Raw genomic sequence first — 26499 nt, 5'->3', positions numbered from 1 at the left:
TCGGAAACTCCGTCCGCAGTATACGGTTCGCTACCACTTCATCGGCAGCGGAAGTTGACAAGGATCAAAAGGTCGCCGTGGCAGCAGCGGCAACTTTGCGCATGCGTTAAAACGACTTGCCGGACGGCTTATGGGACTGGTTGAAAGAGATACCCGGGACGCATCGGAGCCCATCGGCCTGACTTCGGCTGAGGCAGCGCGGCGGCTGAGCCAATTCGGCACCAACTCCGTCACGGAGAAAACGCCGCCGCGCTGGCTCACCTTTCTTGCCAAGTTCTGGTCGCCCATCCCGTGGTTGCTCGAAGCCGCGATGATCCTTGAGGTGGCGCGCGGAAGGCACGTCGAGGCGACGGCGATCGCCCTGCTCCTCCTCTTCAACGCGACACTAGCCTTCGTTCAGGAAGGCCGGGCAGGCAGCGCCCTTGCGGCGCTCAAGAAGCGACTGGCGCCCACCGCGCTTGCGCTCCGCGACGGCAAATGGACCAGACTACCTGCGGCCGATCTGGTGCCGGGCGACGTGGTGTCACTGGCACTTGGCGCGCTGGTGCCGGCCGACGCGCGGATCGCTTCTGGATCGGCGCTCGCCGACCAATCCATGCTGACGGGCGAGTCGATTCCGGTCGAAGTCTCGGCCGGCGGCACAGTCTATGCGGGCAGCCTCGTGCGCCGCGGGCAGGCAGTCGCGGAGGTCACGGCAACCGGAGTGAAGAGCTATTTCGGGCGAACCGCCGAACTCGTGCGGGTTGCGAGGGCCGAAAGCACGGAGCAAGCAGCCGTCTTTGGCGTAACCCGCAACCTTGCACTTATCAATGGAGCTGTCGCTCTCCTCATAATTGCCGGCGGCTACGCCATAGCCCTGCCGACGTCCGAGCTCATCCGGCTCGCGCTCACCGCACTGCTTGCGACTATCCCGGTCGCTTTACCCGCAACGTTCACCCTATCCGCTGCTTTCGCTGCCCAAGCCCTCGCCGGCCGTGGAGTCCTGCTCACCCGCCTATCAGCATCCCACGAAGCCGCAGCCATGGACGTGCTTTGTGCGGACAAGACGGGGACGCTCACCCGCAACGAGATCGCCGTTGCCGAGGTTGTTGCTCTTTCCGGCTTTGGCCGCGATGAGGTCCTGGCGTTGGCGGCTCGCGCAAGCGCGACGGCCGATCAGGATCCTATCGACAGTGCGATCCGGACCGCGGCTTCGCAGGCCAACGCAGATGGCTTGGGCCGGCTGGTCCGCTTCGTCCCGTTCGATCCCGCCACCAAGATGTCGGAAGCCGTTATTGCGGGGGGCGACGGGTCAGAGCGGCGGGTCGTCAAGGGGGCGTTTGAACGTGTCTCGTGCATTGCCGAGTGTCCGGAGGCCGCGCGACAAATGGTCGACACTCTTGCCGGCGAAGGTCACCGTGTCATTTCAGTGGCCGTCGGGGCTGCGGACTCACTGCGACTTGCCGGCGTGATCGCCCTCAGTGATCCGCCACGCGACGAGGCCAAGCCGTTGATCGACGAGCTGCGCCGCATGGGCGTGCGCACCGTCATGGTCACCGGCGATTCCGCGGCGACCGGCGCTGCGGTGGCCCGCGCTGTCGGAATCGGCGGCCGGGTCTGTCCTGCCGACCAACTCACCGACGACGTCAGCACCCACGATATCGGTGTGTTCGCCCGCGTCGTGCCTGAGCAGAAATATAAGTTGGTAAAGGTGTTGCAGGGCCACGGCCACGTGGTCGGCATGTGCGGCGACGGGACGAACGACGCGCCCGCACTCCGGCAGGCTCAGATCGGCATCGCCGTTGCCACCGCGACCGACGTCGCCAAGGCGGCTGCCGGCATGGTGCTGACCGAGCCGGGACTTTCGGGCATCGTTTACGCCGTCCGTGAGGGTCGGATCGGCTTTCAGCGGCTCCTCACCTACACCTTCAACATGCTGGTGAAGAAGATAGAGATCGTCCTGTTCCTGGCGGCCGGACTGGCGCTCACCGGCAATGCCGTGATGACGCCAGCACTAATGGTGTTTCTATTCCTGACCAACGATTTTCTGAGCATGTCGCTCACCACCGATCGCGCGACCCCGGCCCCCTCGCCGAGCGTCTGGCGCATGGGCGACATCACGCGCGCCGCGATCGTGCTCGGCGCCTGCAAGCTCGCCTTCTCTATCTCCGTCCTCGCGCTTGGAAGATTCCGACTCGGCCTCGGCACGACCGAGCTGCAAACGCTCGCCTTCGCTGCCTTGGCATTCGGGAATCAGGCGGCGCTCTACGTCTTGCGCGAGCGCCGGTGTCTATGGAGCTCAAAACCAGGAAACTGGGTCCTTGCATCGTCGGCAGTGGATCTCGCGGTCGTATGCGTGCTCGTCCTGACTGGCACGTTGATGAGACCGCTGCCGTGGCAACTCCTTGCAGGCCTGTTCGCGGCTGCGACAGGTTTCGCCTTGCTGCTCGATCGGATCAAGCTCCTCGTCACGGCCGTCATCAGAGTCGAGTGAGCTGCTCATAAAGGAGTGGCGAAATGGCGGAAGATGTAGTCGGCGAGCGTCATCACGAACACACCCCGCTTGCGCGTCGCCAGCCTCGATTGAAACCTGGTGCACGCCATTGCGTGGTCAGACGCGAGCCACCGAAGCGACATGATGGATTGAGCCGACTGCAAGTCCCGCGCCGGCGGTCGCAAGCTGCGGCTCCTGCCCTTTCGTCACTTCTTCGGCCAGCAGTCTCAGCAAAACTGCTCGCTCTGGCTCCGCTATTCGTGGATCCGCCAATCGTGTCTTGAACAGCGCAATGTTCTCTTGCCGGATGAAGTCCTGCATGATTGGGCTCCGTCAGACTCACTTTTTCTCCGTAGAATGACGGTAGGCAAAGGATGACCGGCTCTCTTTGTCGCGGAACAAACTCGCGGCCGTTTTCCCTCATCGCCGAAAACGCGGCCGCGCAATCTCTCCGGCGCCCGCCTGACTTGATCTGAATCAACGAGCCGCCCTTGCGGAGGTGAATACTGCCATTGTTTCCTCCCTGATTTGGCCGCCAGGAGTTCAGCCGGCGGCCATTTTTTCACTTTCCGCTGAGATGGTCACGGCCGCCTCGGCGCCGACTCACGGTCGACCTCCTCCGCACTTGATCAAAATCAACGGTGGCGCCGACAAGAGCCGTATCCTTGGTTCGCAGGTCCGCAACGCAAGGAGACAACAGCCATGGCAGAAGCAGCAACCAAACTACCCATCAAGACCGAGACGCCCTCGACCCCGCAGCCAGCAAGGAGCGCCGAATGGCATCCTTTCGAGAGCCTGCGCAACCAGGTCGATCGCCTGTTCCGGGATTTCGAGACCGGATTCCTGCAGACACCGTTCTATCGCGACATCGATAATTTCTGGCGGCGCGATTTTGGCTTCGCGGTCACGCCGGCGGTCGACATCGTCGAGAAGGACAATGCCTACGAGGTCACCGCCGAACTACCGGGCCTGGACGCCAAGAACATCGAGCTCCAGCTTTCCGATGGCGTCCTGACGATCAAGGGCGAAAAGAGCGAAGAAAAGGAAGAAAAGACCAAAGACCGCTACGTGTCCGAACGTCGCTACGGATCTTTCCGTCGCTCGCTGCAAGTGCCTTCAAGCGTCGATACCGACAAAGTCGAAGCGAGCTACAAGAGCGGCGTCTTGACGATCAAGCTTCCCAAGACGCCACAAGCCCAGAAGAGTCAGAAGACCATTCCGATCACTGCGAAGTAAGCGAAATGCGGTCTCGCCGCCCATCTCCGGCGGGGCCGCTTTCTCTTCGTGACCAATGCCTTGTCTTCGGAGCTAACAATGGCCCATAAGCAGATCCTGTTTCACTCAGCCGCCCGCGAAAAGGTCTTGCACGGCGCCTCGCTGCTCACTGACGCCGTGCGCGTGACCCTGGGTCCGAAGTCGAAATCAGTCCTGATCCAGAAGAGTTGGGGCGCGCCGATCGTTTGCAATGACGGCGTCACCATTGCCAAGGAATTTGACCTCAGGGATCCCGAGGAGAATCTGGGGGCACAGGTGCTGCGCCAGGCCGCGGAAAAGACCGGCGACGTCGTCGGCGACGGCACCAGTACGTCGACAATCCTTGCCCACGCGATTCTCGCTGATGGCGTCAGAAATGTCGTCGCCGGTGCGAGTGCAATCGATCTGAAGCGCGGGCTGGACCGCGCCACACGCGCAACGACTGCCGCGCTACGCGCGATGGCGCGACCCGTAAAGACAAAGGCGGAAAAGGCCCAAGTCGCCACTATCTCGGCCCACAATGATCCGTCGATCGGTGCCTTGGTAGCCGACGCGCTGGAAAGAGTGGGCGGCGAAGGGGTGATTTCGGTCGAAGAGTCCAAGACCACCGAAACCTTGCTCGACGTCGTCGAAGGAATGAAATTCGACCGCGGCTTCCTGTCGCCATATTTCGTCACCGACGCGGAGCGGATGGAGGCCGTGCTTGAGGATCCTTTCATCCTGCTGTCCGATCACAAGATCAGCGCGCTGCACGACCTCGTACCGCTGCTTGAAGAGGTCGCAAAATCAGGCCGACCGCTCTTGATCGTTGCAGAGGATATCGAGGGCGAAGCGCTTGCCACCCTGATCGTCAACCGCTTGCGAGGCGTACTGAAGGGGTGCGCTGTCAAGGCGCCAGGCTTCGGGGATCGGCGCAAGGCGATGCTCGAAGATATCGCTATCCTCACCGGCGCGCAGGTCATCTCGGACGACCTCGGTTTGAAGCTCGAGAACACCACATTGCAGCAGCTTGGTCGGGCTGCGCGCGTCGTTGCCGACAAGGAAAACACCACGCTGATCGGCAGCAAGGGGGATCGCGCCCTGATCGATGCACGACTGCAACAAATCCGGCGCGAAATCGAAAAGACGACCAGCCAATATGACAAGGAAAAGCTTGAGGAACGACTCGCAAAGCTGTCTGGCGGGGTCGCCGTCATCCGCGTCGGGGCACCCACGGAAGCGGAGATGAAGGCCAAGAAGGAGGCGCTGGACGACGCCATCAGTTCGACCAAGGCAGCGGTCGCCGAAGGCATCGTGCCAGGCGGCGGATTAGCGTTGCTGCGCTGCATCGAGGCAGTCAGCAAAGAAGAGGTCGCCTGCGAAGGCGACGAAAAGACCGGCGTTCAAATCCTGAAGCGTGCGCTTGAGGCCCCTGCTCGCCAGATCGCGGAAAACTCAGCAGCCGACGGCGGAGTCGTCGTGGCGCAAATGCTGAGCGGCCGGGGCAATTACGGCTTTGACGCCTCGCGCAAGGAATATGTCGACCTGGTCGAGGCCGGTATCGTCGATCCCGCGAAGGTCGTCCGGACGGCGCTTGAAAACGCCGTCTCGGTGGCGAGCGTGCTCCTGCTGACGGAAGCAACGATGACCGAGATTCCCGAGCTGAAGCGGGAGCGCATGGCTGAGCCGGAAATGACGATGTGACGTACAGAACGCGATCATTTCCCCTCCGCAGGCGCTGCGGATGCTAACCAGTCGCGCAGCTACGGGCCAAGAGACGCTTCACGCGACGTCGGTCAGGTGCTTCTCGATCTCGCCGACGGAGTGCCTGGTCAGATCCTTGTTGATCTCGGCGATGACACGCCCCTTGACGTCGGCGTGAAACGCGCTGCGCAGGTCGGCCAACGTCCTGGGCGGCGCCACAACCACGAGAGCCGGCACATTCCTCGCCCGCACCACCTGCTCCATAGCGGCCGCAACTTTCCTTGCAAAGCGATGCTCTTCGATGCGGTGCCAGTCGACCGGTTCGACAGCGCTTCGCTGCCCCGAATCCAACGCCTTGCTCACGCGTCCCGGCCGCTCGCTGCCTTGTTCGTGGGTCGGCGGGTTGTCGCCCTCGAAGACGCTTTCCGTCTTCAGGTTCGGAAACTTCTCGTCGCCCTCGTTGCGCAGGAACAGTGCCCTGCGACCGTCGCCCACGAATACGAAGGCATTATGCGGGATCTTCAATTTATTCATCTCGATAGCTCCACACACGTTTGCCTGCCACGCGCCTCTTCAAGTCCCGGGACGCGACTATTCGCAGCCTAGACATGGCGCATGAACTGGAATTGACGGAGGTCAAATCCGCAAAGAGAGATCGAGGATACGCGGCGCAAATTGATCCAGGTCAATGGAGATCTTGCGCGCAAGCAGAATATGAAGTGTTCGTGAAAGGAGCCAGTCAGTGAGCCGGATCGCATTCGCGCATGATCTTCGGTTGTGGTTCAAGAGGGTGTGCGCCAAGTTGCTGCAATGGAGTGCCATCGAAGTCCGGGCTGCGTTTGAAGTGGATAGCCGCCGCCATCCTGTCCGCGGCGTGTCCCGGGTCGAAAAGCTGTGGTTAGCGGCAGTCCTGCTGGCCGCCGTCGGATGGATTATCTTCCGATTGCTGCAGACGCCCCTCGCTCTGGACTGAAGGTGCGACCGCAAAGCCAATTAACGCGGATCAACCGCGCCGGACTGCAACATCAGAACCCAATTGCCAGCGTGGGAGGCTCGTATGAAAGCACGAGATGTAATGGTTTCCCCTGTCATCACGGTGAATGACAACAACACCATTCGTGACGTGGCGCGACTTCTGATCGCCAAGCGCATCAGCGCGGTCCCAGTTGTCGATAGCGCCGGAAAGCTGGTCGGCATTGTCACGGAGGCTGATCTGATGCACCGGGTGGAGGCCGGAACCGAACGCCCGACCTCCTGGTGGCTGTCCCTCATCTCCGGAGACCGCGGCATCGCAGCGGAGTATGTCAAATCCCACGCGGTGAAGATCAAGGATGTCATGACCCGCGACGTCAAGACGGCTGGGCCCGAGACACCCCTGCATGATATCGCGGACCTGATCGAGGAGAATGACATCAAGCGCGTTCCGATCGTGAGCGCGGGCGGCGATCTGGTCGGCATCGTCAGCCGCGCAAACATCGTTCAGGCCGTCGCGAGCGCCCGGCCGAAGCTCGACGTCAGCCTTCCCGACGCGATGATCCGCGAAAAATTGCTGAGTGATCTGAAGAAGCAACCGTGGGCTCACGTTCATAGGCTGAATATCACGGTCACGGCCGGCGCCGTCGACCTCTGGGGTTATGTCAACTCCGAAAAGGAGCGGCAAGCGGTCACTGTGGCGGCCGAAAACATCTCCGGTGTGAAAGCCGTCAACGACCATCTATTGCGCGAGCCGGCGGTCGTCTACTAGGTCAGCCCAATGGGACAGCAAAGTACATTGCGAAGCCGAATCCACCGGCATTCGCATGTCCGATGCGGCCGGTTGATGCCGACGAGCTCGCTACGCATATTGATCAGAGCTTCCCATGAGTAGCGGCACAAGCGCGGGCGGCACGACTCCAGGATTCTCCGCCCTTTCCTCACCGTGCGCTGGATATGCCGCGAGCAGAGCGGAGAAAAGGATGGCGCATACGCGTCCAGCAAGCAGCCTCCGGCTCATCACTATGCCTTCTCCCGGCTCTCGTTCCGACTCAGGCTTCGCTCGAGCGCAGTAATCAACTCGAAACGACTGATCATGCCGATCACCTTGCCCGCACAGACGACCGGCAGCTGCGCGACCCGACGCATATCCATCTCGGCTATGACGTCGTCAACCGTAGCATCCTCGTCCACGCAAACGGGGTCTGGAGTCATGATGGCGGCGACGCGAAGCGCGCGCATTCGCTCGCGCGCGGGCCCGCCCTCCTCGACTCCCAGTAGCATCTCGAGCCAGTTCCCCTCCGGGGGAGTGATGCCCAACTCGTCGCGGTGCAGGAGGTCACCCTCCGAGACGATCCCCACCAGGCGGCCGTCACTCTCCAACACGGGAAGGCCCCGCTGGTTGGTCTCAAGCAGCAGGTGCACGGCCTCGATGAGCGGCGTAGTCGGCTTGATGGTTGCAAACGAGGTCCGCATGACTTCGGTGGCAAGCATGGGCTTTGGCCTCCTCCTTCTGTTCCCTGATCGTCGGACTCGAGAAACGAAGCTGCTAGCAAAACAGGCTAGCGGCGTCGCCTTATGGGTTCTTGATTCACGTCAACGTGGACCTGGAGAAACAAGCGACTCGGTCCGAGTGACTCGATGCTTACAGCCAGGCGCAATTGCGCGCCTGGAAGGCTCGCATTTCGCGCCAGGGACGGCATCTCCGAGCCTTAGGGAATAAACAACTGCACCGCCTGCGGATCCGATGCAAACGCTACCGCTATGTCGCTGGCGCGCTTCAGAACCTTGGCGTGACCATTGCACGGCAAGATCTGGCCTTCGCAGAAGCGGCCAAACGCGTTCACCGGACCTTGGGTGACCTCCGAGACCTCAAGCGGCTGCGCAAGGCCGCGCAGGGTCGGCCGCCCGGCTATCGCAAGAGCAAGCGGAAACAGATGCAGCGAGCGGAAAAGCCGTTCCGGCGCCGACTGTGAGGGCCTTGGGCGCCGGGCCCCGATTGAGCCAAGTCAACAGTCCCTTGGTCACCGTCCGTATGATGACACCCGCGCAGCAGCTCCCGGGAACGCGATGGTCAATCAGGTCTCCACCGCAAAAAGCACCGAATTTTGGACCACGCCGACGGAGACCCTGCTTGCATCACTCGCAAGCGACAAAGGCGGCCTGACGCGGGCCCAGGCCGAGCGGCGCTTCGCTCAGTTCGGGCCCAATCGGTTCGAGGTTTCGCAAAGCCGTTCAATCCTTCGGAAGATCCTTCAGCGGCTGACCAATCCGCTGTTCGCCATGCTGATCGTCGCAGCGGCGGTTTCAGGAGCCACCGGCGATGTCGGCAGCTTTGCCATCATCGTCATCGTCGTCACGCTCTCCCTCACACTCGATATCGTCCAGGAGCATCACGCCGAATTGGCGGCCGAGGCCTTGCGGCAGTCCGTCGCCGTCCAGGCCGACGTGGTCCGCGATGGGCATATCGTCATGCTGCCGGTGAGCGCCATCGTGCCCGGCGACGTTGTCCACCTCCGAAGCGGGGATCTTGTGCCGGCGGACGGCGTGGTCTTGAGCGCTCGCGGAGCACAGGTCAACGAGTCGCTGCTCACCGGCGAGGCGTTTCCCGCAACAAAGGATCCTGCTCCCTGTCACGCCAAGTCGATTGCGGAGGCCAGCAACGCGCTCTTTGCCAGCACCTCGATGGTCGGAGGCGAGGCGGTGATGCTGGTCGTCGAAACCGGCCTGCGGACGCGCTTCGGCGCCATCGCAAAGGCGTTGACGGCGAACCTTCCACCTAGCGCGCTCGAGGAAGGCGTGCACAGACTGGGCCTGTTGATCCTGCGTCTTACGATCTTTCTGTGCTTTTTCGTGTTGCTTGCACATCTCGCCGCCCATCGGCCGGCCATCGAATCGATCCTGTTTGCCGTGGCGCTGGCGGTCGGACTGACACCGGAGCTGCTGCCGATGGTGATGACGGTCACGTTGTCGCGCGGGGCGCAACGGATGGCCAGACGCAAGGTGATCGTCAAACGGCTCTCCGCCATTCATGACCTTGGCGCGATGGATACGATCTGTGTCGACAAGACGGGGACCCTGACGGAAGCCAGGATTGCGCTGGTCGGACATGTGAACGCCGAGGACAAGGTCAGCGACCGTGTGCTCGAACTTGCGTATGTGAACAGCAGATTCCAGACAGGCATTCGCAGTCCATTGGACGACGCCCTGCTCCAGGCGGTTGCGAGCCCACCCGAGGGCTGGTCGGCGATTTCGGAGATCCCGTTCGATTTCCGCAGGCGGCGCCTTTCGGTGCTGGTCGCCCATGAAGGCCAAAATTATCTGATCGTCAAGGGCGCGCCCGAAGCCATCATGGAGCGGGCTGTGGCGGTGGAGGTTGACGGGCTCGCAAGACCGCTTGATGAGCACTGGCGCGCCAAGCTGGACGAAATTCAGGACAGATATTCGCGTGACGGGTTTCGCCTACTCGGCGTGGCCATCAAGGAGCTGCCCGCGGAGCAAATGGAAGCCACCGTGGCCGATGAGACCGATCTGACCCTTGCCGGCTTGTGCATCTTCGCCGATCCGCCAAAGCATGACGCTGCCGATGCCCTGAAGACGCTGGGCTCACTGGGCGTCAAGGTGAAGATCATCTCCGGCGACCATCCCGCGGTCGTGGCGCATGTCGCCGAAGCCGTCGGAATGGCGGCACAGCCGGTCATGACCGGCGCCGAAATCGCTGGCCTCTCGGACAGCGGTCTGGGCACGCGCTTGGGCCAGGTCTCCCTTTTTGCCAGGATCGATCCGGATCAAAAAAAGCGGATCATCCAGGCCCTGCGCGATCGCGGTCACGTGGTGGGATTCATGGGCGACGGCGTCAATGATGCGCCGGCCATTCATGCAGCTCATGTCGGAATTTCTGTCTCGGGAGCAACTGAGGTCGCACGAGCCGCGGCCGACATGATCCTGCTCGCACCGGACCTATCTGTCCTGGCGGCCGGCGTGCAGGAGGGGCGGCGTACCTTTGCCAATATCCTCAAATATGTCCGCATGGGCACGAGCTCGAACTTCGGCAATATGCTCTCGATGGCACTTGCTTCGCTCGCGCTGCCCTTCTTCCCGCTTCTTCCCCTGCAGATCCTTCTCAACAATCTGCTGTACGACCTGTCCGAGATCGGAATTCCTTTCGACGAAGTCGACCATGATGACGTTTACGCGCCACACGGTTGGGATATGACGAGCCTCCTTCGTTTCACGGTCATCATGGGTGCAACCTCATCGCTCTTCGATGTGGCGACGTTTGTTACGCTGCTAAAATTGTTCGACGCTGACGCGGCCCTGTTTCAAACGGGATGGTTTCTCGAATCGATCGCAACGCAAATCCTGGTCATCTTCCTTATCCGCAGCCGGCGTCTGCCGTGGCGAGCCAACCGGCCAGCCTCCGTGCTGATCGCAAGCTCGCTCGGTGCACTTGCAGCCGCAATCTTCCTTGCGGTTGGGCCATTTGCGCATGTCTTTGGCTTCGTGGCGGTGCCCTCAAGGCTTGCGGCAACAGTCGCGATCATTACAGCCGCCTATCTCGCAGCCGCCGAGCTCGCCAAGCGCTTTGCGCTTCGGAGGTGATCTCGCCTCCCGTATTGCCTCGCGCGGCGAACGAGACAGAGACGTCGCATCGTCGATGCTTGATTCAAGTCAATACGACCTACCGAATGACTGAGACTATGTTACCTCGATCTTTCGAGGAGCCCATGATCAAGGACATTCTGGTACACATCCCGACTGAGCGCCCGATGCGCCCCGTGATTGATGCGTCGGTATCCCTGGCTGAAAAGTTCGGTGCTCACCTCGATGCGCTCGCCGTCGGCTATGTCTCGGTCAACACCGCCTTTGTCATGGACGGCACCGCCGCCGTTGCAACTGTCTTCGAAATCGAGCAGGAACGAGCCGCCGCGCGCGCCGAGGCTGCACTGGCTGTTTTTGAAGCTGAGGCGCGCAACGCAGGCATCTCCTATCATTGCCGTTCGATCGCAGACATCCCCGGGGATGCGGCTGCCGCGGTCGTCGCCGCCGCTCGGCTTTACGACCTAACGGTCGTCCTGCAGCCGGAGGCGGAACACGAAACCTTCGATAACACGATCGTCAGGGAAATCCTGTTTCAGGCCGGCGGGCCTGTCCTGTTCGTGCCTCACATTCTTCGCGGAGCCTTCGACGCCAGGCGCATCGGCATCTGCTGGGACGGAAGTCGCCTTGCGGCTCGCGCGCTGAGAGATGCAAAGCCCTTTCTTGCCGATGCGGACGCGTTGGTCGCGATCTCGGTCAACGGAGCCGAGAGCGTTCCGGCGGAAGCTTCGGCAGAAAAGCTCGCAAGGCATCTGGCGCGCGACGGGCTTCCAGTCAGGCTCATCGACTTGCCGGCAGCACGCTCCGACATTCAACCATCGATCCTGTCTCTGGCCGCCGACGAAAGTCTCGACATGCTGGTGATGGGGGCCTACGGGCACTCCCGGCTGCAGGAAGGGATTTTGGGCGGTGTCACGCGTGAGATGCTGCGGACGACGACGGTGCCGACGCTGATGTCGCATTGAATTCGAACCCCGATGGGCGGTCTCTCCAGGTCACGACCGCGGAGGCGGAGACGCTCTTTTTGCGCCCGCGGCGATGTTGCATCGGCGTGTGCTCCTCATGGATTGCTCTGGAGCGTTTTTGTCTTTGTAGTAGTCTCGCCTGGCAAGCAAGCCGGGTTCCGACTGCAGAGGTCGACGCTCATCGATGGGAATCTCCACTGAACTCCTCTCCACTCTGGAGCGACGCCTTGGACGGCTGCATGCCCGGCAGCGCCTCGGGATTGAAGCCGATCACGAAGCCCAGATTTTCGGGCAAGGGCTGAATTTCTTTCACATCGAGAATTGGTATTCGATTCATTCCGTCATCCGAACCATCTTGAAACTGAGCGGCCTCTACTGGCGCGGGCGAAGGAATGCCGAGCGCGTCGTCCTGAAGAAAAACAACATCAGGTGTGCCGGTCTACCGCCCGCGTTCGATGGTTTTGTAATTCTTCACATCAGCGACACCCATGTCGACATGAACCATCGCGCGATGCTCCGGCTCTCCGAGCTGGTCGAAGGGTTGCAATATGATGCCTGCGTATTGACAGGCGATTTTCGCGGCAAGACGTTTGGTTCCTACGACGCTGCACTGAAGGGCATGGCGGGGCTGGTGGGCCATCTGAAGCCACCCGTCTTTGGCGTGCTGGGCAACCACGACACGATCCAGATGCTGCCCGGTCTCGAAGCCATGGGCATCCGGATGTTACAGAATGAATGTGAGGTGATCAAACGGGGCGACCAGTCGATATACCTGGCCGGCATCGATGACGCCCACTACTTCAGGGTCGACAACATCGAAAAGGCCGCTTCGCAGATTCCCGAAGGAGCATTCGCCGTCCTTCTGTCGCACACGCCCGAAATCTACCGGCAGGCGGCCCATGCCGGTTTTGATCTGCTCTTGAGCGGCCATACGCATGGCGGACAGATTTGCCTGCCCGGTTCGATACCCATCACGCTCGATTCAGTGTTGCCCCGGCGCATGGGCGCCGGCGCCTGGCACTATGGCGACATGACCGGCTATACTTCGGTCGGTGCCGGATCCAGCGTCGTCGCGGTCCGCTATAATTGCCCACCGGAAATCACCCTGCACCGATTGAGCCGCGGCTGATCGTCAGAAGGGCTGGTCGCGAACGTGCAGCCGGTAAAGAAGACGCGAAATGATCAGCTCTCCGGCCACAAAGATGCCGACACAAACTGGGATATCGGTGAACGTCAGCGAGAGCATTGTTTGGCACGCCAACAGCGGAAGCAGGGATTCGGGGATTTGATCAAGCCCGATTGCCTGGGTGCTGGGGCGAAGTCGAAAGCGCCGCTTTACGAAGCTGGAGAACAGATCGCCGACCATCGCGAGGGCCGCCGCGAGGCTGCCCGCAACGACACTCACCCCAAGTAACGGCGCGAGACCTGCAGTGACGGCGATGGAAGATACAACACCGCGGACGGTCTTCGAGCTTCCAAACAACGGTTGGCCATCCAGGAATTGCACTCCTGCATCCAACGGGAACGCCATGCGGGAGCCGAATATTCTCTTGACGATAACGGGCGTTCCGTTCGCCAGCGTCAAAAGGAAAAGCGCTTGCAAGATTGGGACAATCCGCATCTTGGATACCGCCGTCGATCATGCCGCATGAAGGCATGCCGCCGCACTGGACTCAATTTCGTCGACGCCTCGAGTGGCATCAAACGAGCATCTGCCTAAGCGGCCGCCTGCGTTCCGCCGTCAGCAACTGAAGAGCGCAAAGGAGCGAATTGTTCAGCCGTCAAAGTCTCCTGTGCCAGCAGAAGTTCGACGCCTGCATCGAGCTCGGGGCGCCGCTTTTCGAGGATTTCGCGCGCGCGAGCTTCACCCGTCTCGATCAATTGCCGGACAGCAAGGTCGATCTCTCGTCCTGTCGCTTCGGCGGCACTCACGACCGCATCCTGCATCGCGGGAACAAACGCCTGCGGCTTTGGGGCATAAGTTCGTTGGCCGACCTTCGGATCCATCCCGTATTTTGTCACCATTTCGATGGCAATTTCCGTCGCTCGTTGCAGATCATCAGCAGCCCCCGTCGAGACGTCGCCATCAAAGATCAATCGCTCGGAGGCACGGCCACCCATCAAGACCTCGATTCGATTCTTGAGCTCGCTCACTGTAAGCAAGAACCGATCCTGGGTTGGACGCTGCATCGTGTAGCCAAGCGCGCCGACGCCGCGCGGGATGATCGAGACCTTTTGTACCGGATCGACTCCCGGCAAACTCGCAGCTACCAACGCGTGCCCCATCTCATGATAGGCCGTTCTGCGGCGCTCCTCTTTGCTGAGGGTCCTGCTCTTCTTCTCGATGCCCGCAACGATGCGTTCCATGGCCGCTGTAAAGTCGTTGAACGTCACTTGATCTGCGTTTCGCCTTGTTGCAGCAATGGCAGCCTCATTGATCAGGTTCGCGATGTCGGCACCTGTGAAGCCCGGCGTGAGGCCGGCGATCTTGTCCAGGTCTACGTCGCTTCCGGTTTTGATCTTCTTGATGTGAACCCTGAGTATGGCCAACCGGCCGGATTTGTCCGGCCGGTCGACCAACACTTGTCGATCGAAACGCCCGGCCCGAAGCAGGGCGGCGTCCAGAATCTCTGGTCGATTGGTTGCCGCCAACAGAATAATGCCGGCGCGTGGATCGAAGCCGTCGAGCTCGGCCAGCAATTGATTGAGCGTCTGTTCCTTCTCGTCATGGCCACCCAGGCCGCCGGGACCCCTGCTGCGACCAAGCGCGTCCAGCTCATCAATGAAAACGATGCAGGGCGCGGCCTTTCTTGCCTGCTCAAATAGGTCCCGGACCCGCGCTGCGCCGACGCCGACAAACAGCTCGACGAACTCCGAACCGGAGATCGAAAAGAAGGCGACTCCGGCTTCGCCGGCCACCGCGCGCGCGAGAAGTGTCTTGCCGGTGCCGGGCGGTCCGACGAGCAGAATCCCCTTTGGGACGTGTGCGCCCAAGCGGCCGTAGCCCTCGGGATCCTTCAAAAAGGAGACGACCTCCTGCAGTTCGAACTTGGCCTCGTCGACGCCAGCCACATCCGCAAAGGTCACCTTGGTATCCTCTTCGACATAGACCTTGGCTCGAGATTTTCCGATCGACATCAACCCGCCCAGGCTTTGGCGGTTGCCCATCCCGCCGCCGAGAAACCACCAAAGGCCAAACAGGAGAAAAAACGGCAAAATCCAAGAAAGAATGCCGCCGAAAGTGCTCCCCGTCGCTCCTGTGACCGTCACGCCTTTCGCTTCCAGCCTCTCGGCCAAAGCCATATCCACTCGTGTAGCGATGAAGGCGGACTTTCCGCTCGGAAGCGGATTTCTGAGTTTCCCCTCGATCGTGTCCGGGCCGATTGTGACCTCGGTCACCGCGCCCTGCGCAACCAGCTCCTCAAACTTGCTGTAAGGGACGGTTTCAACATTCGTGAGAGCAGCCAGAAACGACAGCAGGAGCATTACCCCGAAGCCGGCCGCGGTGAGACTGGCCGCAAATATGGCGCGCTTCCTTTTCGACGGCTCGGCTTTCATGCTTTCTCTCGGGATGTCGACAACGTGGATTGGTTAGCCCACCGCGCGGCACCCGATATTGTTCTGGATCAAGGGCGTCCGGCTGGATCAACCGGACCCTTCTTGATCTCCATCAACCAGCAGACACCCCATGCGGGTTATGGTGTTTTGATGAATGAACAAGGGGTCGAGCATGACGAAAATCCCCGATCTTGCGATATCAGCGGCGAAGGTCTTCGTGATCCTCACCAAAGCTCGGCAGTTTGATGTCAAGGATGTGGTTACAGATCCAGATTCCGGCTCAAACGCCAGCGACGACGCGATGCTGTCGGTCCTTGAGGATCACACCGACGATCCTGTCCGCGCCGAACTGATCGCGATCATCCGCGGCCTGAACGAGGACGAGCAGATTGACCTGGTCGCGCTGGCCTGGTTTGGCCGCGGCGACGGGGCACTCGACGATTGGGGAGATATCCGCGCGGAAGCTGCTCGGGCCCATAACCGACGAACCGCCGAATACCTTCTCGGCATGCCCCTACTCGGCGATTACCTCGAAGAGGCCCTCGCCCAATTCGGACATTCACCGGAAGAGTTCGAACAGCCTGCCTGACGTGAGTGCTACAACGATGCCTTACCGTTCAAATACCAACCTCCCCTCTCGCGTTCGCAGCCATCTGCCGCCACACGCGCAGGACATCTATCGTGAGGCTTTCAATCATGCCTTTGCCTCCTATACTGGAGATATCCGTCAGGAGGAGATCGCTCATCGCACCGCGTGGGCCGCGGTGAAGCGATCCTATGTCAAGATGGGCGACGAGTGGGTGCCTCTGTACGCGGAACACTAGGGCTGGCCTTCAAATATTGTTCCGCTTAACTCTCAATGGACGGACTGGCCCATTGCCATCAGCAGATGATGCCGCTGATGGTGACTGCCCTGCACCATAATTCCCATGAAGCCGAGCGCCTTCAACTTGGTGAGCGGCTGCGCTTCGCTCGCCATGATTGTGAGGGTGACGCCATTTGGCGAATCATCGCTCTTTGCATTCCAACCAAGCTCGCGCAGCTCGTTGACGTGCGCCGGCACCATGCGCTTGATCGCCTCCAGCGTGCGACCCTCGCCGGTCACGTTGATCTCAATGCCGTTACCGACGTCACGTTGCGTAGCAGTTGCATGCAGAGTCACCTCATTCATATCGATGAGGTGCTGCCTTAACGCCTCAATGTTGACCTTCGACCAATCCGTTTTAGGATCGGCTTGCAAAATTTGAACGATCTCCTGGATGGCACCGAAAGCGTCTTGCCCCGGCATGGTTGGTGTGCCCGTTGCGCCAGATTGCGCCTCGTGCATCCCGTTACGTCCGCCCATACCGCCGCGCATGCCACCTTGGCCCTGCATCATTTGCTGATGCATCTTGTGCATTATTCCGCCTTGCTGCATCTGCCCATGCATACCCATTGGGCCGTCCGGCGACATTTGCGCAAAGGCGTACGCGGTTGCAGCCACCAGCGCCGAAACAGCGAGGGTTGTTTTCCAAGGAAATTTCGACATAAGGAGCCTCTTTAGCTGTGCGCCCCTGATGTCTTATACCGGTCCGATAGTCAGTCGCATATGATCTCGATCATACGCGTTTGGCGAGTATGATCTTTGATCCCTTGCGTTTAATCTCGCCTGAATGTTCGAGTGCCGCCAACGTGCGATAGAGCGCCTCGTGTGTTAGGCCAAGTTCGGCGGCAAGGTCCTTCAAGGTCCCGCGCAGTGTGATTGTGCGGCCTTCAGCACCGGCGGTCAGCGCGAGAAAGTGTCGAACGCGTTCACGTGCCGAGCGGATATTGCGCTGCTCAATCCGAGTGCGGAGGTTCATCACCTGATGAGCTAACGTTGCGGAGAAAGCCTGAGCAGCCTTAGCGTCTTCTTCGAGGGCGGCTAGTACTTCGCGCTTCGGATACACACGCACAATTGCATTTGTGCTTGCGATTGCATCACAGTGATATTGCGCTGAAAACAGCGATGCTTCAGCCAAGGTCTCCCCGGGGCCGGCCACGTGCAATACGACTTCGCGGCCGGAGCGATCAACCCGCGTGAGCCGCACCCGTCCGGCTATGACCTTAAGGAGGCCTTCGGTCTTGCCTCCAGATCGAAATAGGGCCTCGCCCGCCGTCAGCTTGCGGTCGACTGCTGCTGCACGCACAGCAGCAGGTAGCCAGTTGTCTACCGACGTTGCAGCAGCCATTGCAATACTTTCGAGCGAATCTACTGGCTTTGCCTGCCATTTGATTTACACTTTGCCCCAAAAGCAACCGTTGCGGCTGACAGCCGGCGGGGCCCACGACAATCGGCTTGCTGACAAACTTCCGTCACGCTTGGATCGATGCTACTTGGCGATCGTGGCTACGGACAGGTCAGGCAGCGACAGTTATTTGCTGCCGGAATTGTTCGAAGGCTCCTATCGCGTCCGCGGCATACATCAGCGACGGACCGCCGCCCATATAAACCGCCATGCCGAGAGCTTCCTCGACTTCCTGACGCGTCGCCCCGAGCCTGACCAGAGCCTCGGCATGGAAACCGATGCAGCCGTCACAGTGTGCAGCGACGCCAAGCGCGAGCGCAATCAGCTCCTTGGTCTTCTTGTCCAGCGCGCCGTCGCGGCTTGCGGCCTGCGCCAGCGCCGAGAACGCCTGCATGGTGTCGGGAATGTCTTTGCGCAACGTCCTGAGATTGCTGGAGATTTGCTTGCAAACGTCGGAATAGTTCTTGTCCATGACAGAGCTTTCTATGCGGATTTGGCTTTCGACAACGTGGCCTTGTTGGATTCGCGCAGTGCGATGTAGATGGCGGGAATGACGAGAACGGTGAGCAGCGTCGACGAGGCGAGCCCGAACAGGAGCGAAATCGCAAGCCCCTGAAAGATCGGGTCGAGCAGAATGGTCGCTGCACCAATCATGGCCGCGACCGCTGTCAACAGGATCGGCTTGAAGCGAACGGCGCCCGCTTCCAGCACCACGTCGCGGAGCGACTTGCCCTCGCCGCCGCAATGTCGAATGAAGTCCACCAAGAGAATCGAGTTGCGAACGATGATGCCGGCAAGCGCAATGAAGCCGATCATCGAGGTTGCGGTGAACGGCGCACCCAACAGCCAGTGGCCGAACAGGATGCCAATCAGGGTCAGGGGGATCGGCGTCAAGATGACCAGCGGCAGGCGGAAGCTGCGGAACTGCGCGACCACCAGAACATAGATGCCCAAAATCGCGGCCCCGAACGCCGCACCCATGTCGCGGAAGGTGACCCAGGTGATTTCCCACTCGCCATCCCATAGCAGCGTCGGGTGGGACTCGTCGGTCGGCTGTCCATGAAGGCTGATCACGGGCTTTGGCAGCGTGCCCCAATCATGCGCGTTGATGCGATTGTCTACCTCGAGCATCCCGTAAAGCGGCGCTTCGAATCGGCCGGCGAGCTCCGCCATCACCATGTCGGCGAAGCGTCCGTCACGGCGGAAGATCAGTGGCGAGCCCTGTTCGGCGGTCGCTTTCACCACCTGCCCGAGCTCGACAACCGTCTTGCTTCCGGGCAGCGTGTTCGCGGGCACCGGCGTGGAGGCCAGTGCCTCATCCCAGACCAGATCCCGCTTCGGCAGTTTGATCGCGATCTCGATCGGGTTGCGGTCTTCGCCGCGATGCGAATAGCCAACAGAGACGCCGCCGAACAATGCTCCAATGGTGTCGTAGACGTCGCGCTGCTCGACGCCGAAGAACTCGAGCCGGTCCTGGTCGATCGACAGTCGCAGCCGCGGGCGCGGCTCGCCGATCGAATCATCGATATCGACGATGAACGGCACGTCCGCAAAAATCCGCTTGACCTCGCGCGTGACGGCGCGGCGCGTTGCCGCGTCCGGACCGTAGATTTCGGCGAGCAGCGTCGCCAGCACCGGAGGCCCGGGCGGAACTTCGACGACCTTGATGCTGGTGCCTTTTGCAAGGGTGAGCGCTTTCAATCGCTGCCTCAAGTCTAGCGCGATCTCGTGGCTCGCGCGCTTGCGCGCCCCCCGCCCGGTCAGGTTGACCTGTAGCTCCCCCAGTTCGGGCCGCTCGCGCAGATAATAATGCCGCACGAGGCCGTTAAAGTTGAACGGCGCAGGCGTGCCGGCATAGGCCTGCACCGACGTGACCTCGGGCAATTGTCGGGCGATGTCCGCCGCGTCAAACAGGGTGCGTTCAGTATCTTCAAGCGTTGCACCTTCCGGCAGATCGACCATCACGGCGATCTCGGATTTGTTGTCGAACGGCAGCAGCTTGACTGTCACCGATTTGGTTACGAACAGTAGCATCGATAGCAGGGTCGCGGCGCCGACGGCGATCAGGAATGTCCAGGCGGAACGCCTGCTTTTGACGACGTGGCTCGCGATCAAGAGGTAGATGCGGCCGAGCAGGCCTTCGTTGCCGTGAGCGTGCAGCGAAGCTGCGGTGGATTTCGGGGCGAGACGCAGCATCAGCCAAGGCGCTACCACCACAGCGACGAAGAAAGAGAACAGCATGGCGGCCGAGGCGTTGGCCGGGATCGGGGCCATATAAGGGCCCATCAGCCCCGAGACGAACAGCATTGGCAACAGCGCTGCAACGACAGTCAGCGTCGCAACGATGGTCGGATTGCCGACTTCGGCCACGGCCTCGATCGTCGCCTGCGCGCGTGGCCGGCCATCCCGCATCGCCCAGTGGCGCGCGACGTTCTCCACCACGACGATCGCGTCGTCGACCAGGATGCCGATCGAGAAGATCAGCGCGAACAGGCTGACGCGGTTGATGGTGTAACCCATCAAATTGGCGGCAAACAGGGTCAGAAGGATCGTCGTGGGGATTACCACGAGCGTGACCACAGCCTCGCGCCAGCCGATCGCAATGGCGATCAGCACGACGATCGAGGCGGTGGCGAGACCGAGATGAAACAGGAGCTCGTTGGCCTTCTCGTTGGCCGTCTCGCCATAATCGCGGGTGACCGTGACTTGAACGTCATCCGGAATGAGGCGGGACTTCAGTCCCTCGAGACGGCGCAGGATATCATGCGAGACGACGACGGCGTTCGCGCCGGCTCGCTTGGCGAGCGCGACGCTGACGGCCGGCACGCGCTGCCAATGGCCCTTGCCGTCCCGCGCATCGTTCCAGACCCGATGCTCCGTCGTGTTCGGGCCAATGACAACCCTGGCCACGTCTTTGACATAGACCGGCCGCCCGTCTCGGGACGAGATCAGCAGGAGGCCGATATCTGGAATCCCGGTCAGGGTCTGACCGGCCGCGACGTTGCGAACGATCCCGGTCTCGCGCACGCCGCCGGCCAGGAAGGAGCGGTTGGCATCCTTCACCTTGGCGACGAGCTGCTGCAGCGTGACACCGTAGAGCGACAGTTTTTCGGGATCGGGCTCGACCCTGATCTCCTGGGGACTGCCGCCGGAAATATAGGTCAATCCGATATTGTCGACCTTGGTCAGCTCGGCGCGCAGCTTATCGGCCAGTTCATAGAGGTCCTTATCGGTCCAGCGATCGGCAGATTCAGGCTTCGGCGACAGCGTCAGCACCATGATGGCAACGTCGTTGATGCCTCTCCCGACGATCAGTGGCTCGGGAATGCCGATCGGTATCCGATCCATATTGGCGCGAATCTTCTCGTGCACCCGCAGGATCGCATCATCGAATTTCGTGCCGACCAGGAAGCGCGCCGTGACCATCACGCGGTCGTCCTCGGTCTGGCTGTAGACATGCTCCACGCCGTCGATGCCCTTGACGATGGCTTCCAGCGGCTTGGTGACGAGCTCGACCGCATCGGGCGCGCGCAGGCCGTCGGCATTGACGCGGATGTCGACCATGGGAACGCTGATCTGCGGCTCTTCCTCGCGCGGAATGACGGCCACGGCGATCAGGCCGACCACCAGCGCGGCGAGCAGGAAGAGCGGCGTCAATGGCGAGCCAAGCGTCGCCCTGGTGAGCCGCCCTGACAGACCGAGATTCACGGCTTCACCAGCCGGTCGCCGGCGCGGATACCCGACAGGATTTCAAGTCCGTCGGGAAGATCGGGGGTCGGATCGTCACGGCCGCGTTGCACGGGGACTTCGATGGTACCGTCACCTCGGAGCAGCTCAACGTAGTCGATGCCGAAGCGCGTCCTCACATAGGTTGACGGGATCACGAAGGCTGGCCGCTTGGCGCCCGAGATCCACACTCTTAAGCGATCACCGACGAAATATTCGCCGAGCCCCTCGACCTTGGCATCGGCAATGACCCGGCCTTCCTCGATCTGCGGATAGACGAGATCGATGACGCCCCATTTGACCGGCTCCTCGGAGAGCTCGGTCCCTTCGACGCGAATCCTGTCGCCCGCCCTCAGAGAGCGAGCGTGGCGCTCGGGAATCCTTAAGCGCAATTTGAAGTCCTGCTGCGCGATCATCGCAACGGGGTCGCCCGGCAGCATCACGGAGCCCACGGCCACGAGCCTCTTCAGGACGCGTCCGTCCTGCGGAGCGAGCACCTGCCCCTCATTGAGCTGCTGCTGGATGACGGCGCGCTCGGCGGTCTTCGCCCGCAGACCGTTCTGGGCGACATTGAGAGCGGTGTGCGCCTCGTCAAGCTTGACGCGGGGAAGCGTGCCGCGCTCGACCAATCCCTCGATCCGGTCAAAGTCGATCTGCGCCTGATCCGCCTGCGCTTGCAGGGCCTGGATCTGCGCGTCGAGCGACTTCATCTGAAGGACGAGCTTGTCGTCCCCGACGACCGCGATCGCCTGGCCGCGCGTCACCGCGTCGCCCTCCCTGACGTGGAGCTGGGCCACCGTGCCGCCGATCCGGCTGCGCGCAGGTACGACGCTGATGCTTTCGACGGTGGCGAAGACGGCCTTCTCGTCGGCGATCGAACGCTGGATGACAGTGAGCGTCTCCGCGCTCGCAAAGACGGAAGCCAACATCGGTGTCAGCACGGTCAATATTCTTAGTACCCACATCGGCCGATTCCATCGTTCAATACGAGATCATGGCGCTGCATCGCGGCGCTTCCCGCCATCTCACTGCACCTGCCGCGACGGACATTGATCTTGCTCAACACACCGTCGCGCGCGCGCTCATAATTTGCGTTTCGATGGCGCAGTCTTCGTTGGCGCGCAAAAGACCTGGTAAAGCGTCTTCAGCACCTCGCGGGCCGGCGCGCTTGCGATGGAATAGTAGATCGTCTGCGCGTCGCGCCGCGCGGACACCAGACCGTCCTTGCGAAGGAGCGCAAGATGCTGGGACACGGTGGAGTCGCGCAGGTTCAGGAATTCGGCGAGCTCGCCCACCGAGCGCTCGCCGTCGATCAGCTGGCAGATGATCAAGAGCCGATGCCGGTTCGCGAGCGCCTTCAACAGCTCGCTCGCCTGGTCGGCTGCCTGCTCCATGACGTCACTATCTATCTTCATACTTGCGTATATACGAAATATCGCATATATAGTCAAGTCGAAACGACAAGCCGGATCCCCAACCGGCCCTGTATACCGTAACGGAGGCTCTCATGGCGGAAGTTGTTGTAATCGGAGCGGGCCTAGGCGGAACGCTGATGGCCTATGAACTATTGCCCCAGCTGAGAAAGGACGATCGCCTGACCGTCGTTTCGCAAGGCGCTGTCTATCACTTTGTCCCCTCGAATCCGTGGGTGGCGATCGGCTGGCGCAAGCAAAGCGACATCGAGATCGATCTCGTCGATATCATGAAACGCAAGGGGATCCGCTTGCTCACGCAGGGTGCGCAGCGCGTGCACCCATCCGAAAGCCGGATTGAACTCGGCGACGGCACCTCGATCAACTACGACTATCTCGTGATCGCGACCGGCCCCGAGCTTGCATTCGACGAAATCCCGGGTCTCGGCCCCCAGGGCTTCACGCAGTCGGTCTGCCACGTCGATCATGCGATCCACGCCAAGGAAGCCTTCGACAAGCTCGCCGCAAATCCGGGGCCGGTGGTGATCGGCGCCGTGCAGGGCGCCTCCTGCTTCGGCCCGGCCTACGAATTCCTGTTCATTCTCGAAACCGAGCTGCGCCGCCGCAAGCTACGCGACCGCGTTCCCATGACCTTCGTCACCTCCGAGCCCTATATCGGGCATCTTGGGCTTGACGGCGTCGGCGATACCAAGGGCTTGCTCGAAAGCGAGATGCGCGAAAAGCATGTCAAATGGATCACCAACGCCCGCGTCAAAGGCGTCGAGCAAGGCAAGATGTCGGTTGAGGAACTCAACGAGGACGGTTCGGTCCACAAGATCCGTGAATTGCCGTTTGCCTATTCGATGATGTTGCCGGCCTTCCGCGGCGTCGGAGCCGTGCGCGGAATCGACAAGCTCGCCAATCCTCGCGGCTTCGTCATCGTCGACAAGAACCAGCGCAACCCGGCATTTCCGAATGTGTTTGCGGTCGGCGTCTGTGTGGCGATCGCGCCCGTCGGGGCGACGCCGGTGCCGGTCGGCGTGCCGAAGACCGGCTTCATGATCGAATCCATGGTGACGGCGACCGCGCTCAATATCGGCGCGCTGCTGCGCGGCCGCCCCGCGCTGGCGGAGCCCACCTGGAACGCGATCTGCCTCGCCGATTTCGGCGATTCCGGCGTTGCTTTCGTGGCGCAGCCGCAGATTCCGCCGCGCAACGTCAACTGGTCCTCGAAAGGCGAATGGGTGCACTACGCCAAGGTGGCCTTCGAGAAATACTTCTTGCGCAAGATCAGGCGCGGCACGAGCGAACCGTTCTATGAACGCTTCGTGCTCGACCAGCTCAACATGGCGAAGGTCAAGGGGACCAAGGAGGAGGTCAAGACCGGAACATGAGTGGAGGCCTCCAAATCGTCTGTGGCAATTGCGGGCGGATCAACCGCCTGCCGGCGGATCGGCCAGCGAGCGCTGCCCGCTGCGGATCCTGCCATAAACCGCTGTTCGACGGCCGACCGATCGAGGTCGACGAACAAGGCTTCGCGCGGCAGGCGGCTCATAGCGATATCCCCCTCCTCGTCGACGTCTGGGCGCCGTGGTGCGGCCCTTGCCGCGCGATGGCGCCGATGTTCGAGCGTGCGGCAAAGGAGCTTGAGCCGAAGGTACGTCTCCTAAAGCTCAATGCCGACAAGGCGCCGGCAATGTCTTCGCGCTTTTCGATCACGGGCATCCCGACGCTGCTCTTGATACATGGAGAGAAGGAGATTTCGCGCCGATCGGGCGCGATGGACGCCAAGACCATCATCGCATGGACGTTGAACGGGCTTGCCCGCTCCTGACGCCCATCAAAACCACTGAAGAGGAGTATGTCATGAATGTCGATAGAGCAGTTCTCACCTTTGCGGGGTTCGTCGTCCTGCTCGGGCTCGCGCTGGGCTATTGGGTCAGTCCCTACTGGTATCTGCTGACGGCCTTTGCTGGCCTGAACATGATCCAGGCCTCGTTCACCGGATTTTGTCCAGCTGCGATCGTCTTCAAGAAGCTGGGTCTGCGGAGCGGAAACGCTTTCTCGTGAACTCGCACGGGCGGGCAGAAGGTGGCCGATGCTGCTTTCATCGAGCCAATTTCTTCGAACTGCGAAAGCGGGCTCAGCAGCAGACCAGATCCGTGTGCCCGAATCCCTTGGAGTAGTCGAGCATGGAGACCACTATCGGCGTCAGGCGAAAGATGCGGACATCCGCGGGCGTCGGCATCGGCAGTGGAATGGACTTCTGCTCCGGATACCTCGACATCAGTGACCGCATGGCTTTCTCCACCTCCATCGGGTCAACCACCATTTGCGCCCGCGCCGCCATGGATAGTCCGGTGATTTCCATCACCTGCGAGGTGTCATCGTCAATCGCCAGCGAGACCCGGTCATCGCGCGCCAGGTTTTTCGCTTTCTGACTGTCCGGGCCGCAGAGAAAGTAAATTGTCAGTCCGTCGTTCGTATAACCGACCGTGGTCACCTGCGGCCAACCATCCGGGCGCAGCGTCGCAATTCTCATGGTGCGGTGTTGATCCAGCAGGGTCAGGATCTTGCTCTTGATCGCCTGGTCCATCGGTTGCCTCCACCGTTGCTAGGACTAAGCAACGGTAGTGGTTGCAGGTCGCTTGATGTTGGCGCACGTCAACCATTCACCTGAACGCGCCGGGCCCGGGTTCCGGGTCGACGCTCCTTCGTTGGCAAGTCGGGGATCAGTCAACGAAATGATAGTCCACCAACGCCATCGAGGAGCGCGAGAAAGCTCCGGCGTCCTCCGCTTATCCCCTTAGGGAATCTATCTGAATTTTCTGCCGGGTGGCTCGCTGCTATCCCTTGAGCGTGGTGCAATTCCTGTCCGTAGGAGACGAAACATGGCTCAGGTTTATTTCCATTGCTCCAACACTCAAGGGGCCTTGATCGATCGATGCGGCACCGTCGTGGACGATCCGGCCGAGGCGCGTGACCACGCCGCCGGCGTTGTGCGGTCTCTCATCAGCGCCGCGAGCCTGGAAGATTGGCGCGGCTGGGTCTTGCACGTCAGCGATGATCTCGGCGATGAGATCTTCGTCATGCCCTTCACATTCGCGCTCGGCAAACCGCATTGAGCGCGAGGCGGCTCCATGGTTCTCCGAAGATCGCAACACCTATGCCATCTAGCCAGCACAACTTTCAACTCGGCGAGTTGATTTCGATCAAAACATTGGCCGCAGGAAGTGTCTAAGAGACAAAGCAAAATGGGAGTCTGTCATGTCTCATTTTATCGTGAAGTTCATGAAGGACGTGGTTGGCGACAACGGTCATCTGGCCGAGATCTGCCAACGCGTGATGGACGTCGATGCAAAGAACGAGCAGGAGGCCCGAGCGGTCGCGGAAACGGGTTTCTGCAGGCTGGAAGGCATGCCGCATTGGTCATTGCATGCTGATCGCATCCAGGTGAAGGAAGCTGACTTCCCCTCCTGAGGGCGAGATTGCTGTTGGCATACACGCAATCCATGAAGATTGCGATGACGCGGAAGCTCATTGTCACTCGAGATCGCGTGACCGCGCGTCGCCACGCTGGTCTAGATCTG

At 61.1% G+C, this 26499-nt stretch carries 27 protein-coding genes and 1 pseudogene; 16 read left to right on the top strand and 12 right to left on the bottom strand.

Translation table 11 applies throughout. From position 1 onward, the window contains the following. Nucleotides 1–130: 130 nt before the first annotated feature. Nucleotides 131–2473, top strand: a complete 2343-nt coding sequence (locus VKR55_RS03280) for an HAD-IC family P-type ATPase (RefSeq protein ID WP_324399613.1) — start codon at nt 131–133, stop codon at nt 2471–2473. A 117-nt stretch (nt 2474–2590) separates the two neighbouring features. Here VKR55_RS03280 and VKR55_RS03275 read toward each other — a convergent pair whose 3' ends face one another. Continuing rightward, nucleotides 2591–2794: a hypothetical protein gene (locus tag VKR55_RS03275; RefSeq protein WP_324399611.1), complete on the bottom strand. Its 204-nt coding sequence runs from the start codon at nt 2792–2794 to the stop codon at nt 2591–2593. A 381-nt stretch (nt 2795–3175) separates the two neighbouring features. Here VKR55_RS03275 and VKR55_RS03270 point away from each other — a divergent pair, with 381 nt between their 5' ends. Together VKR55_RS03270 and groL are read left to right on the top strand one after the other, a co-directional pair. Next, the gene (locus VKR55_RS03270; RefSeq protein ID WP_324399609.1) at nt 3176–3709 is read left to right on the top strand and encodes an Hsp20/alpha crystallin family protein; all 534 of its coding nucleotides are present in this window, start codon (nt 3176–3178) and stop codon (nt 3707–3709) included. Between the two features lie 78 nt (nt 3710–3787). Further along, entirely contained in the window at nt 3788–5410 is a 1623-nt protein-coding gene (groL, locus tag VKR55_RS03265; RefSeq protein ID WP_324399607.1) for a chaperonin GroEL, read from the top strand. A 78-nt stretch (nt 5411–5488) separates the two neighbouring features. On the opposite strand, the gene VKR55_RS03260 is transcribed toward groL, so the two are convergent. Further along, nucleotides 5489–5944: a host attachment family protein gene (locus tag VKR55_RS03260; protein WP_324399605.1), complete on the bottom strand. Its 456-nt coding sequence runs from the start codon at nt 5942–5944 to the stop codon at nt 5489–5491. Between the two features lie 208 nt (nt 5945–6152). Here VKR55_RS03260 and VKR55_RS03255 point away from each other — a divergent pair, with 208 nt between their 5' ends. Together VKR55_RS03255 and VKR55_RS03250 are read left to right on the top strand one after the other, a co-directional pair. Then, complete coding sequence (locus tag VKR55_RS03255; protein ID WP_324399603.1) at nt 6153–6383, top strand: hypothetical protein; 231 nt, start codon at nt 6153–6155, stop codon at nt 6381–6383. Nucleotides 6384–6467: 84 nt separating this feature from the next. Then, nucleotides 6468–7154 carry a CBS domain-containing protein gene (locus VKR55_RS03250; protein ID WP_324399601.1) on the top strand — a complete coding sequence of 229 codons (687 nt, stop codon included), beginning with the start codon at nt 6468–6470 and terminating at the stop codon, nt 7152–7154. Between the two features lie 251 nt (nt 7155–7405). Here the strand turns inward: VKR55_RS03250 and VKR55_RS03245 are convergent, their stop codons facing one another. Continuing rightward, nucleotides 7406–7876 (bottom strand): CBS domain-containing protein, encoded by a 471-nt coding sequence (locus tag VKR55_RS03245; protein WP_324399599.1) that lies wholly within the window; start codon nt 7874–7876, stop codon nt 7406–7408. Nucleotides 7877–8040: 164 nt separating this feature from the next. Between VKR55_RS03245 and VKR55_RS03240 the strand changes: the two are divergent. The 4 genes and pseudogenes from VKR55_RS03240 to VKR55_RS03225 form a co-directional block, all read left to right on the top strand. Then, nucleotides 8041–8358 (top strand): annotated as a pseudogene (locus tag VKR55_RS03240) (CHAD domain-containing protein); the annotation flags it as partial. Nucleotides 8359–8452: 94 nt separating this feature from the next. Next, nucleotides 8453–10984, top strand: a complete 2532-nt coding sequence (gene mgtA / locus VKR55_RS03235) for a magnesium-translocating P-type ATPase (protein WP_324399595.1) — start codon at nt 8453–8455, stop codon at nt 10982–10984. Between the two features lie 125 nt (nt 10985–11109). Then, a complete protein-coding gene (locus VKR55_RS03230; protein ID WP_324399923.1) occupies nt 11110–11946 on the top strand; it encodes a universal stress protein in 837 nt (278 codons plus the stop codon). 184 nt (nt 11947–12130) lie between these two features. Then, nucleotides 12131–13075: a metallophosphoesterase gene (locus tag VKR55_RS03225; protein ID WP_414642293.1), complete on the top strand. Its 945-nt coding sequence runs from the start codon at nt 12131–12133 to the stop codon at nt 13073–13075. A 3-nt stretch (nt 13076–13078) separates the two neighbouring features. Here the strand turns inward: VKR55_RS03225 and VKR55_RS03220 are convergent, their stop codons facing one another. Both VKR55_RS03220 and ftsH read right to left on the bottom strand, forming a co-directional pair. Then, a complete protein-coding gene (locus VKR55_RS03220; RefSeq protein WP_324399592.1) occupies nt 13079–13549 on the bottom strand; it encodes a CDP-archaeol synthase in 471 nt (156 codons plus the stop codon). 113 nt (nt 13550–13662) lie between these two features. Continuing rightward, the gene (ftsH, locus tag VKR55_RS03215) at nt 13663–15504 is read right to left on the bottom strand and encodes an ATP-dependent zinc metalloprotease FtsH (protein WP_324399590.1); all 1842 of its coding nucleotides are present in this window, start codon (nt 15502–15504) and stop codon (nt 13663–13665) included. 172 nt (nt 15505–15676) lie between these two features. On the opposite strand from ftsH, the gene VKR55_RS03210 reads away from it, so the two are divergent. Together VKR55_RS03210 and VKR55_RS03205 are read left to right on the top strand one after the other, a co-directional pair. After that, entirely contained in the window at nt 15677–16093 is a 417-nt protein-coding gene (locus VKR55_RS03210) for a DUF3775 domain-containing protein (protein WP_324399588.1), read from the top strand. 16 nt (nt 16094–16109) lie between these two features. Further along, nucleotides 16110–16328: a ChaB family protein gene (locus VKR55_RS03205; RefSeq protein WP_324399586.1), complete on the top strand. Its 219-nt coding sequence runs from the start codon at nt 16110–16112 to the stop codon at nt 16326–16328. A 32-nt stretch (nt 16329–16360) separates the two neighbouring features. On the opposite strand, the gene VKR55_RS03200 is transcribed toward VKR55_RS03205, so the two are convergent. The 6 genes from VKR55_RS03200 to VKR55_RS03175 all read right to left on the bottom strand — a co-directional run bounded on the left by VKR55_RS03200 (nt 16361) and on the right by VKR55_RS03175 (nt 22891). Continuing rightward, complete coding sequence (locus tag VKR55_RS03200) at nt 16361–17032, bottom strand: hypothetical protein (RefSeq protein WP_324399584.1); 672 nt, start codon at nt 17030–17032, stop codon at nt 16361–16363. Nucleotides 17033–17102: 70 nt separating this feature from the next. Next, nucleotides 17103–17714: a Crp/Fnr family transcriptional regulator gene (locus VKR55_RS03195; RefSeq protein ID WP_324399582.1), complete on the bottom strand. Its 612-nt coding sequence runs from the start codon at nt 17712–17714 to the stop codon at nt 17103–17105. Between the two features lie 169 nt (nt 17715–17883). After that, a complete protein-coding gene (locus VKR55_RS03190) occupies nt 17884–18243 on the bottom strand; it encodes a carboxymuconolactone decarboxylase family protein (protein ID WP_324399580.1) in 360 nt (119 codons plus the stop codon). 11 nt (nt 18244–18254) lie between these two features. Further along, nucleotides 18255–21479: an efflux RND transporter permease subunit gene (locus VKR55_RS03185; protein ID WP_324399578.1), complete on the bottom strand. Its 3225-nt coding sequence runs from the start codon at nt 21477–21479 to the stop codon at nt 18255–18257. Further along, the gene (locus tag VKR55_RS03180) at nt 21476–22462 is read right to left on the bottom strand and encodes an efflux RND transporter periplasmic adaptor subunit (RefSeq protein WP_324399576.1); all 987 of its coding nucleotides are present in this window, start codon (nt 22460–22462) and stop codon (nt 21476–21478) included. The genes VKR55_RS03185 and VKR55_RS03180 overlap by 4 nt, the downstream gene beginning before the upstream one ends. A 117-nt stretch (nt 22463–22579) precedes the next feature. After that, on the bottom strand, nt 22580–22891 hold the full coding sequence (locus VKR55_RS03175) for an ArsR/SmtB family transcription factor (RefSeq protein WP_414642292.1): 312 nt from the start codon (nt 22889–22891) through the stop codon (nt 22580–22582). Between the two features lie 113 nt (nt 22892–23004). Between VKR55_RS03175 and VKR55_RS03170 the strand changes: the two genes are divergently transcribed. The 3 genes from VKR55_RS03170 to VKR55_RS03160 are packed head-to-tail and all read left to right on the top strand — an operon-like array spanning nt 23005 to nt 24979. Continuing rightward, the gene (locus VKR55_RS03170) at nt 23005–24303 is read left to right on the top strand and encodes an NAD(P)/FAD-dependent oxidoreductase (RefSeq protein WP_324399571.1); all 1299 of its coding nucleotides are present in this window, start codon (nt 23005–23007) and stop codon (nt 24301–24303) included. Next, nucleotides 24300–24743 carry a thioredoxin TrxC gene (gene trxC, locus VKR55_RS03165; protein WP_324399569.1) on the top strand — a complete coding sequence of 148 codons (444 nt, stop codon included), beginning with the start codon at nt 24300–24302 and terminating at the stop codon, nt 24741–24743. Before VKR55_RS03170 ends, trxC begins: the two co-directional genes overlap by 4 nt. A 32-nt stretch (nt 24744–24775) precedes the next feature. Then, entirely contained in the window at nt 24776–24979 is a 204-nt protein-coding gene (locus VKR55_RS03160; RefSeq protein ID WP_324399567.1) for a YgaP family membrane protein, read from the top strand. A gap of 73 nt (nt 24980–25052) precedes the next feature. Here the strand turns inward: VKR55_RS03160 and VKR55_RS03155 are convergent, their stop codons facing one another. Continuing rightward, a complete protein-coding gene (locus VKR55_RS03155; RefSeq protein WP_324399565.1) occupies nt 25053–25505 on the bottom strand; it encodes a pyridoxamine 5'-phosphate oxidase family protein in 453 nt (150 codons plus the stop codon). A 295-nt stretch (nt 25506–25800) separates the two neighbouring features. Here VKR55_RS03155 and VKR55_RS03150 point away from each other — a divergent pair, with 295 nt between their 5' ends. Together VKR55_RS03150 and VKR55_RS03145 are read left to right on the top strand one after the other, a co-directional pair. Beyond that, on the top strand, nt 25801–26034 hold the full coding sequence (locus VKR55_RS03150) for a DUF6894 family protein (protein ID WP_324399563.1): 234 nt from the start codon (nt 25801–25803) through the stop codon (nt 26032–26034). Between the two features lie 142 nt (nt 26035–26176). Next, nucleotides 26177–26389: a hypothetical protein gene (locus VKR55_RS03145; protein ID WP_324399561.1), complete on the top strand. Its 213-nt coding sequence runs from the start codon at nt 26177–26179 to the stop codon at nt 26387–26389. The last annotated feature ends 110 nt before the right edge of the window (nt 26390–26499 follow it).

It is taken from the genome of Bradyrhizobium sp. (assembly GCF_035309285.1).
GTDB lineage: Bacteria > Pseudomonadota > Alphaproteobacteria > Rhizobiales > Xanthobacteraceae > Bradyrhizobium.
Note: the sequence above shows the minus strand (reverse complement) of the source record. Positions and strands in the feature narration are given on the sequence as shown.

What these genes read in the sequence shown, in the direction of transcription:
- VKR55_RS03280 (WP_324399613.1), top strand. Translation starts at nt 131, where the DNA reads ATGGGACTGGTTGAAAGAGATACCCGGGACGCATCGGAGCCCATCGGC.
- VKR55_RS03275 (WP_324399611.1), bottom strand. Translation starts at nt 2,794, where the DNA reads ATGCAGGACTTCATCCGGCAAGAGAACATTGCGCTGTTCAAGACACGA.
- VKR55_RS03270 (WP_324399609.1), top strand. Translation starts at nt 3,176, where the DNA reads ATGGCAGAAGCAGCAACCAAACTACCCATCAAGACCGAGACGCCCTCG.
- groL (WP_324399607.1), top strand. Translation starts at nt 3,788, where the DNA reads ATGGCCCATAAGCAGATCCTGTTTCACTCAGCCGCCCGCGAAAAGGTC.
- VKR55_RS03260 (WP_324399605.1), bottom strand. Translation starts at nt 5,944, where the DNA reads ATGAATAAATTGAAGATCCCGCATAATGCCTTCGTATTCGTGGGCGAC.
- VKR55_RS03250 (WP_324399601.1), top strand. Translation starts at nt 6,468, where the DNA reads ATGAAAGCACGAGATGTAATGGTTTCCCCTGTCATCACGGTGAATGAC.
- VKR55_RS03245 (WP_324399599.1), bottom strand. Translation starts at nt 7,876, where the DNA reads ATGCTTGCCACCGAAGTCATGCGGACCTCGTTTGCAACCATCAAGCCG.
- mgtA (WP_324399595.1), top strand. Translation starts at nt 8,453, where the DNA reads ATGGTCAATCAGGTCTCCACCGCAAAAAGCACCGAATTTTGGACCACG.
- VKR55_RS03230 (WP_324399923.1), top strand. Translation starts at nt 11,110, where the DNA reads ATGATCAAGGACATTCTGGTACACATCCCGACTGAGCGCCCGATGCGC.
- VKR55_RS03225 (WP_414642293.1), top strand. Translation starts at nt 12,131, where the DNA reads ATGGGAATCTCCACTGAACTCCTCTCCACTCTGGAGCGACGCCTTGGA.
- ftsH (WP_324399590.1), bottom strand. Translation starts at nt 15,504, where the DNA reads ATGAAAGCCGAGCCGTCGAAAAGGAAGCGCGCCATATTTGCGGCCAGT.
- VKR55_RS03210 (WP_324399588.1), top strand. Translation starts at nt 15,677, where the DNA reads ATGACGAAAATCCCCGATCTTGCGATATCAGCGGCGAAGGTCTTCGTG.
- VKR55_RS03205 (WP_324399586.1), top strand. Translation starts at nt 16,110, where the DNA reads ATGCCTTACCGTTCAAATACCAACCTCCCCTCTCGCGTTCGCAGCCAT.
- VKR55_RS03200 (WP_324399584.1), bottom strand. Translation starts at nt 17,032, where the DNA reads ATGTCGAAATTTCCTTGGAAAACAACCCTCGCTGTTTCGGCGCTGGTG.
- VKR55_RS03195 (WP_324399582.1), bottom strand. Translation starts at nt 17,714, where the DNA reads ATGGCTGCTGCAACGTCGGTAGACAACTGGCTACCTGCTGCTGTGCGT.
- VKR55_RS03190 (WP_324399580.1), bottom strand. Translation starts at nt 18,243, where the DNA reads ATGGACAAGAACTATTCCGACGTTTGCAAGCAAATCTCCAGCAATCTC.
- VKR55_RS03180 (WP_324399576.1), bottom strand. Translation starts at nt 22,462, where the DNA reads ATGTGGGTACTAAGAATATTGACCGTGCTGACACCGATGTTGGCTTCC.
- VKR55_RS03175 (WP_414642292.1), bottom strand. Translation starts at nt 22,891, where the DNA reads ATGGAGCAGGCAGCCGACCAGGCGAGCGAGCTGTTGAAGGCGCTCGCG.
- VKR55_RS03170 (WP_324399571.1), top strand. Translation starts at nt 23,005, where the DNA reads ATGGCGGAAGTTGTTGTAATCGGAGCGGGCCTAGGCGGAACGCTGATG.
- trxC (WP_324399569.1), top strand. Translation starts at nt 24,300, where the DNA reads ATGAGTGGAGGCCTCCAAATCGTCTGTGGCAATTGCGGGCGGATCAAC.
- VKR55_RS03160 (WP_324399567.1), top strand. Translation starts at nt 24,776, where the DNA reads ATGAATGTCGATAGAGCAGTTCTCACCTTTGCGGGGTTCGTCGTCCTG.
- VKR55_RS03155 (WP_324399565.1), bottom strand. Translation starts at nt 25,505, where the DNA reads ATGGACCAGGCGATCAAGAGCAAGATCCTGACCCTGCTGGATCAACAC.
- VKR55_RS03150 (WP_324399563.1), top strand. Translation starts at nt 25,801, where the DNA reads ATGGCTCAGGTTTATTTCCATTGCTCCAACACTCAAGGGGCCTTGATC.
- VKR55_RS03145 (WP_324399561.1), top strand. Translation starts at nt 26,177, where the DNA reads ATGTCTCATTTTATCGTGAAGTTCATGAAGGACGTGGTTGGCGACAAC.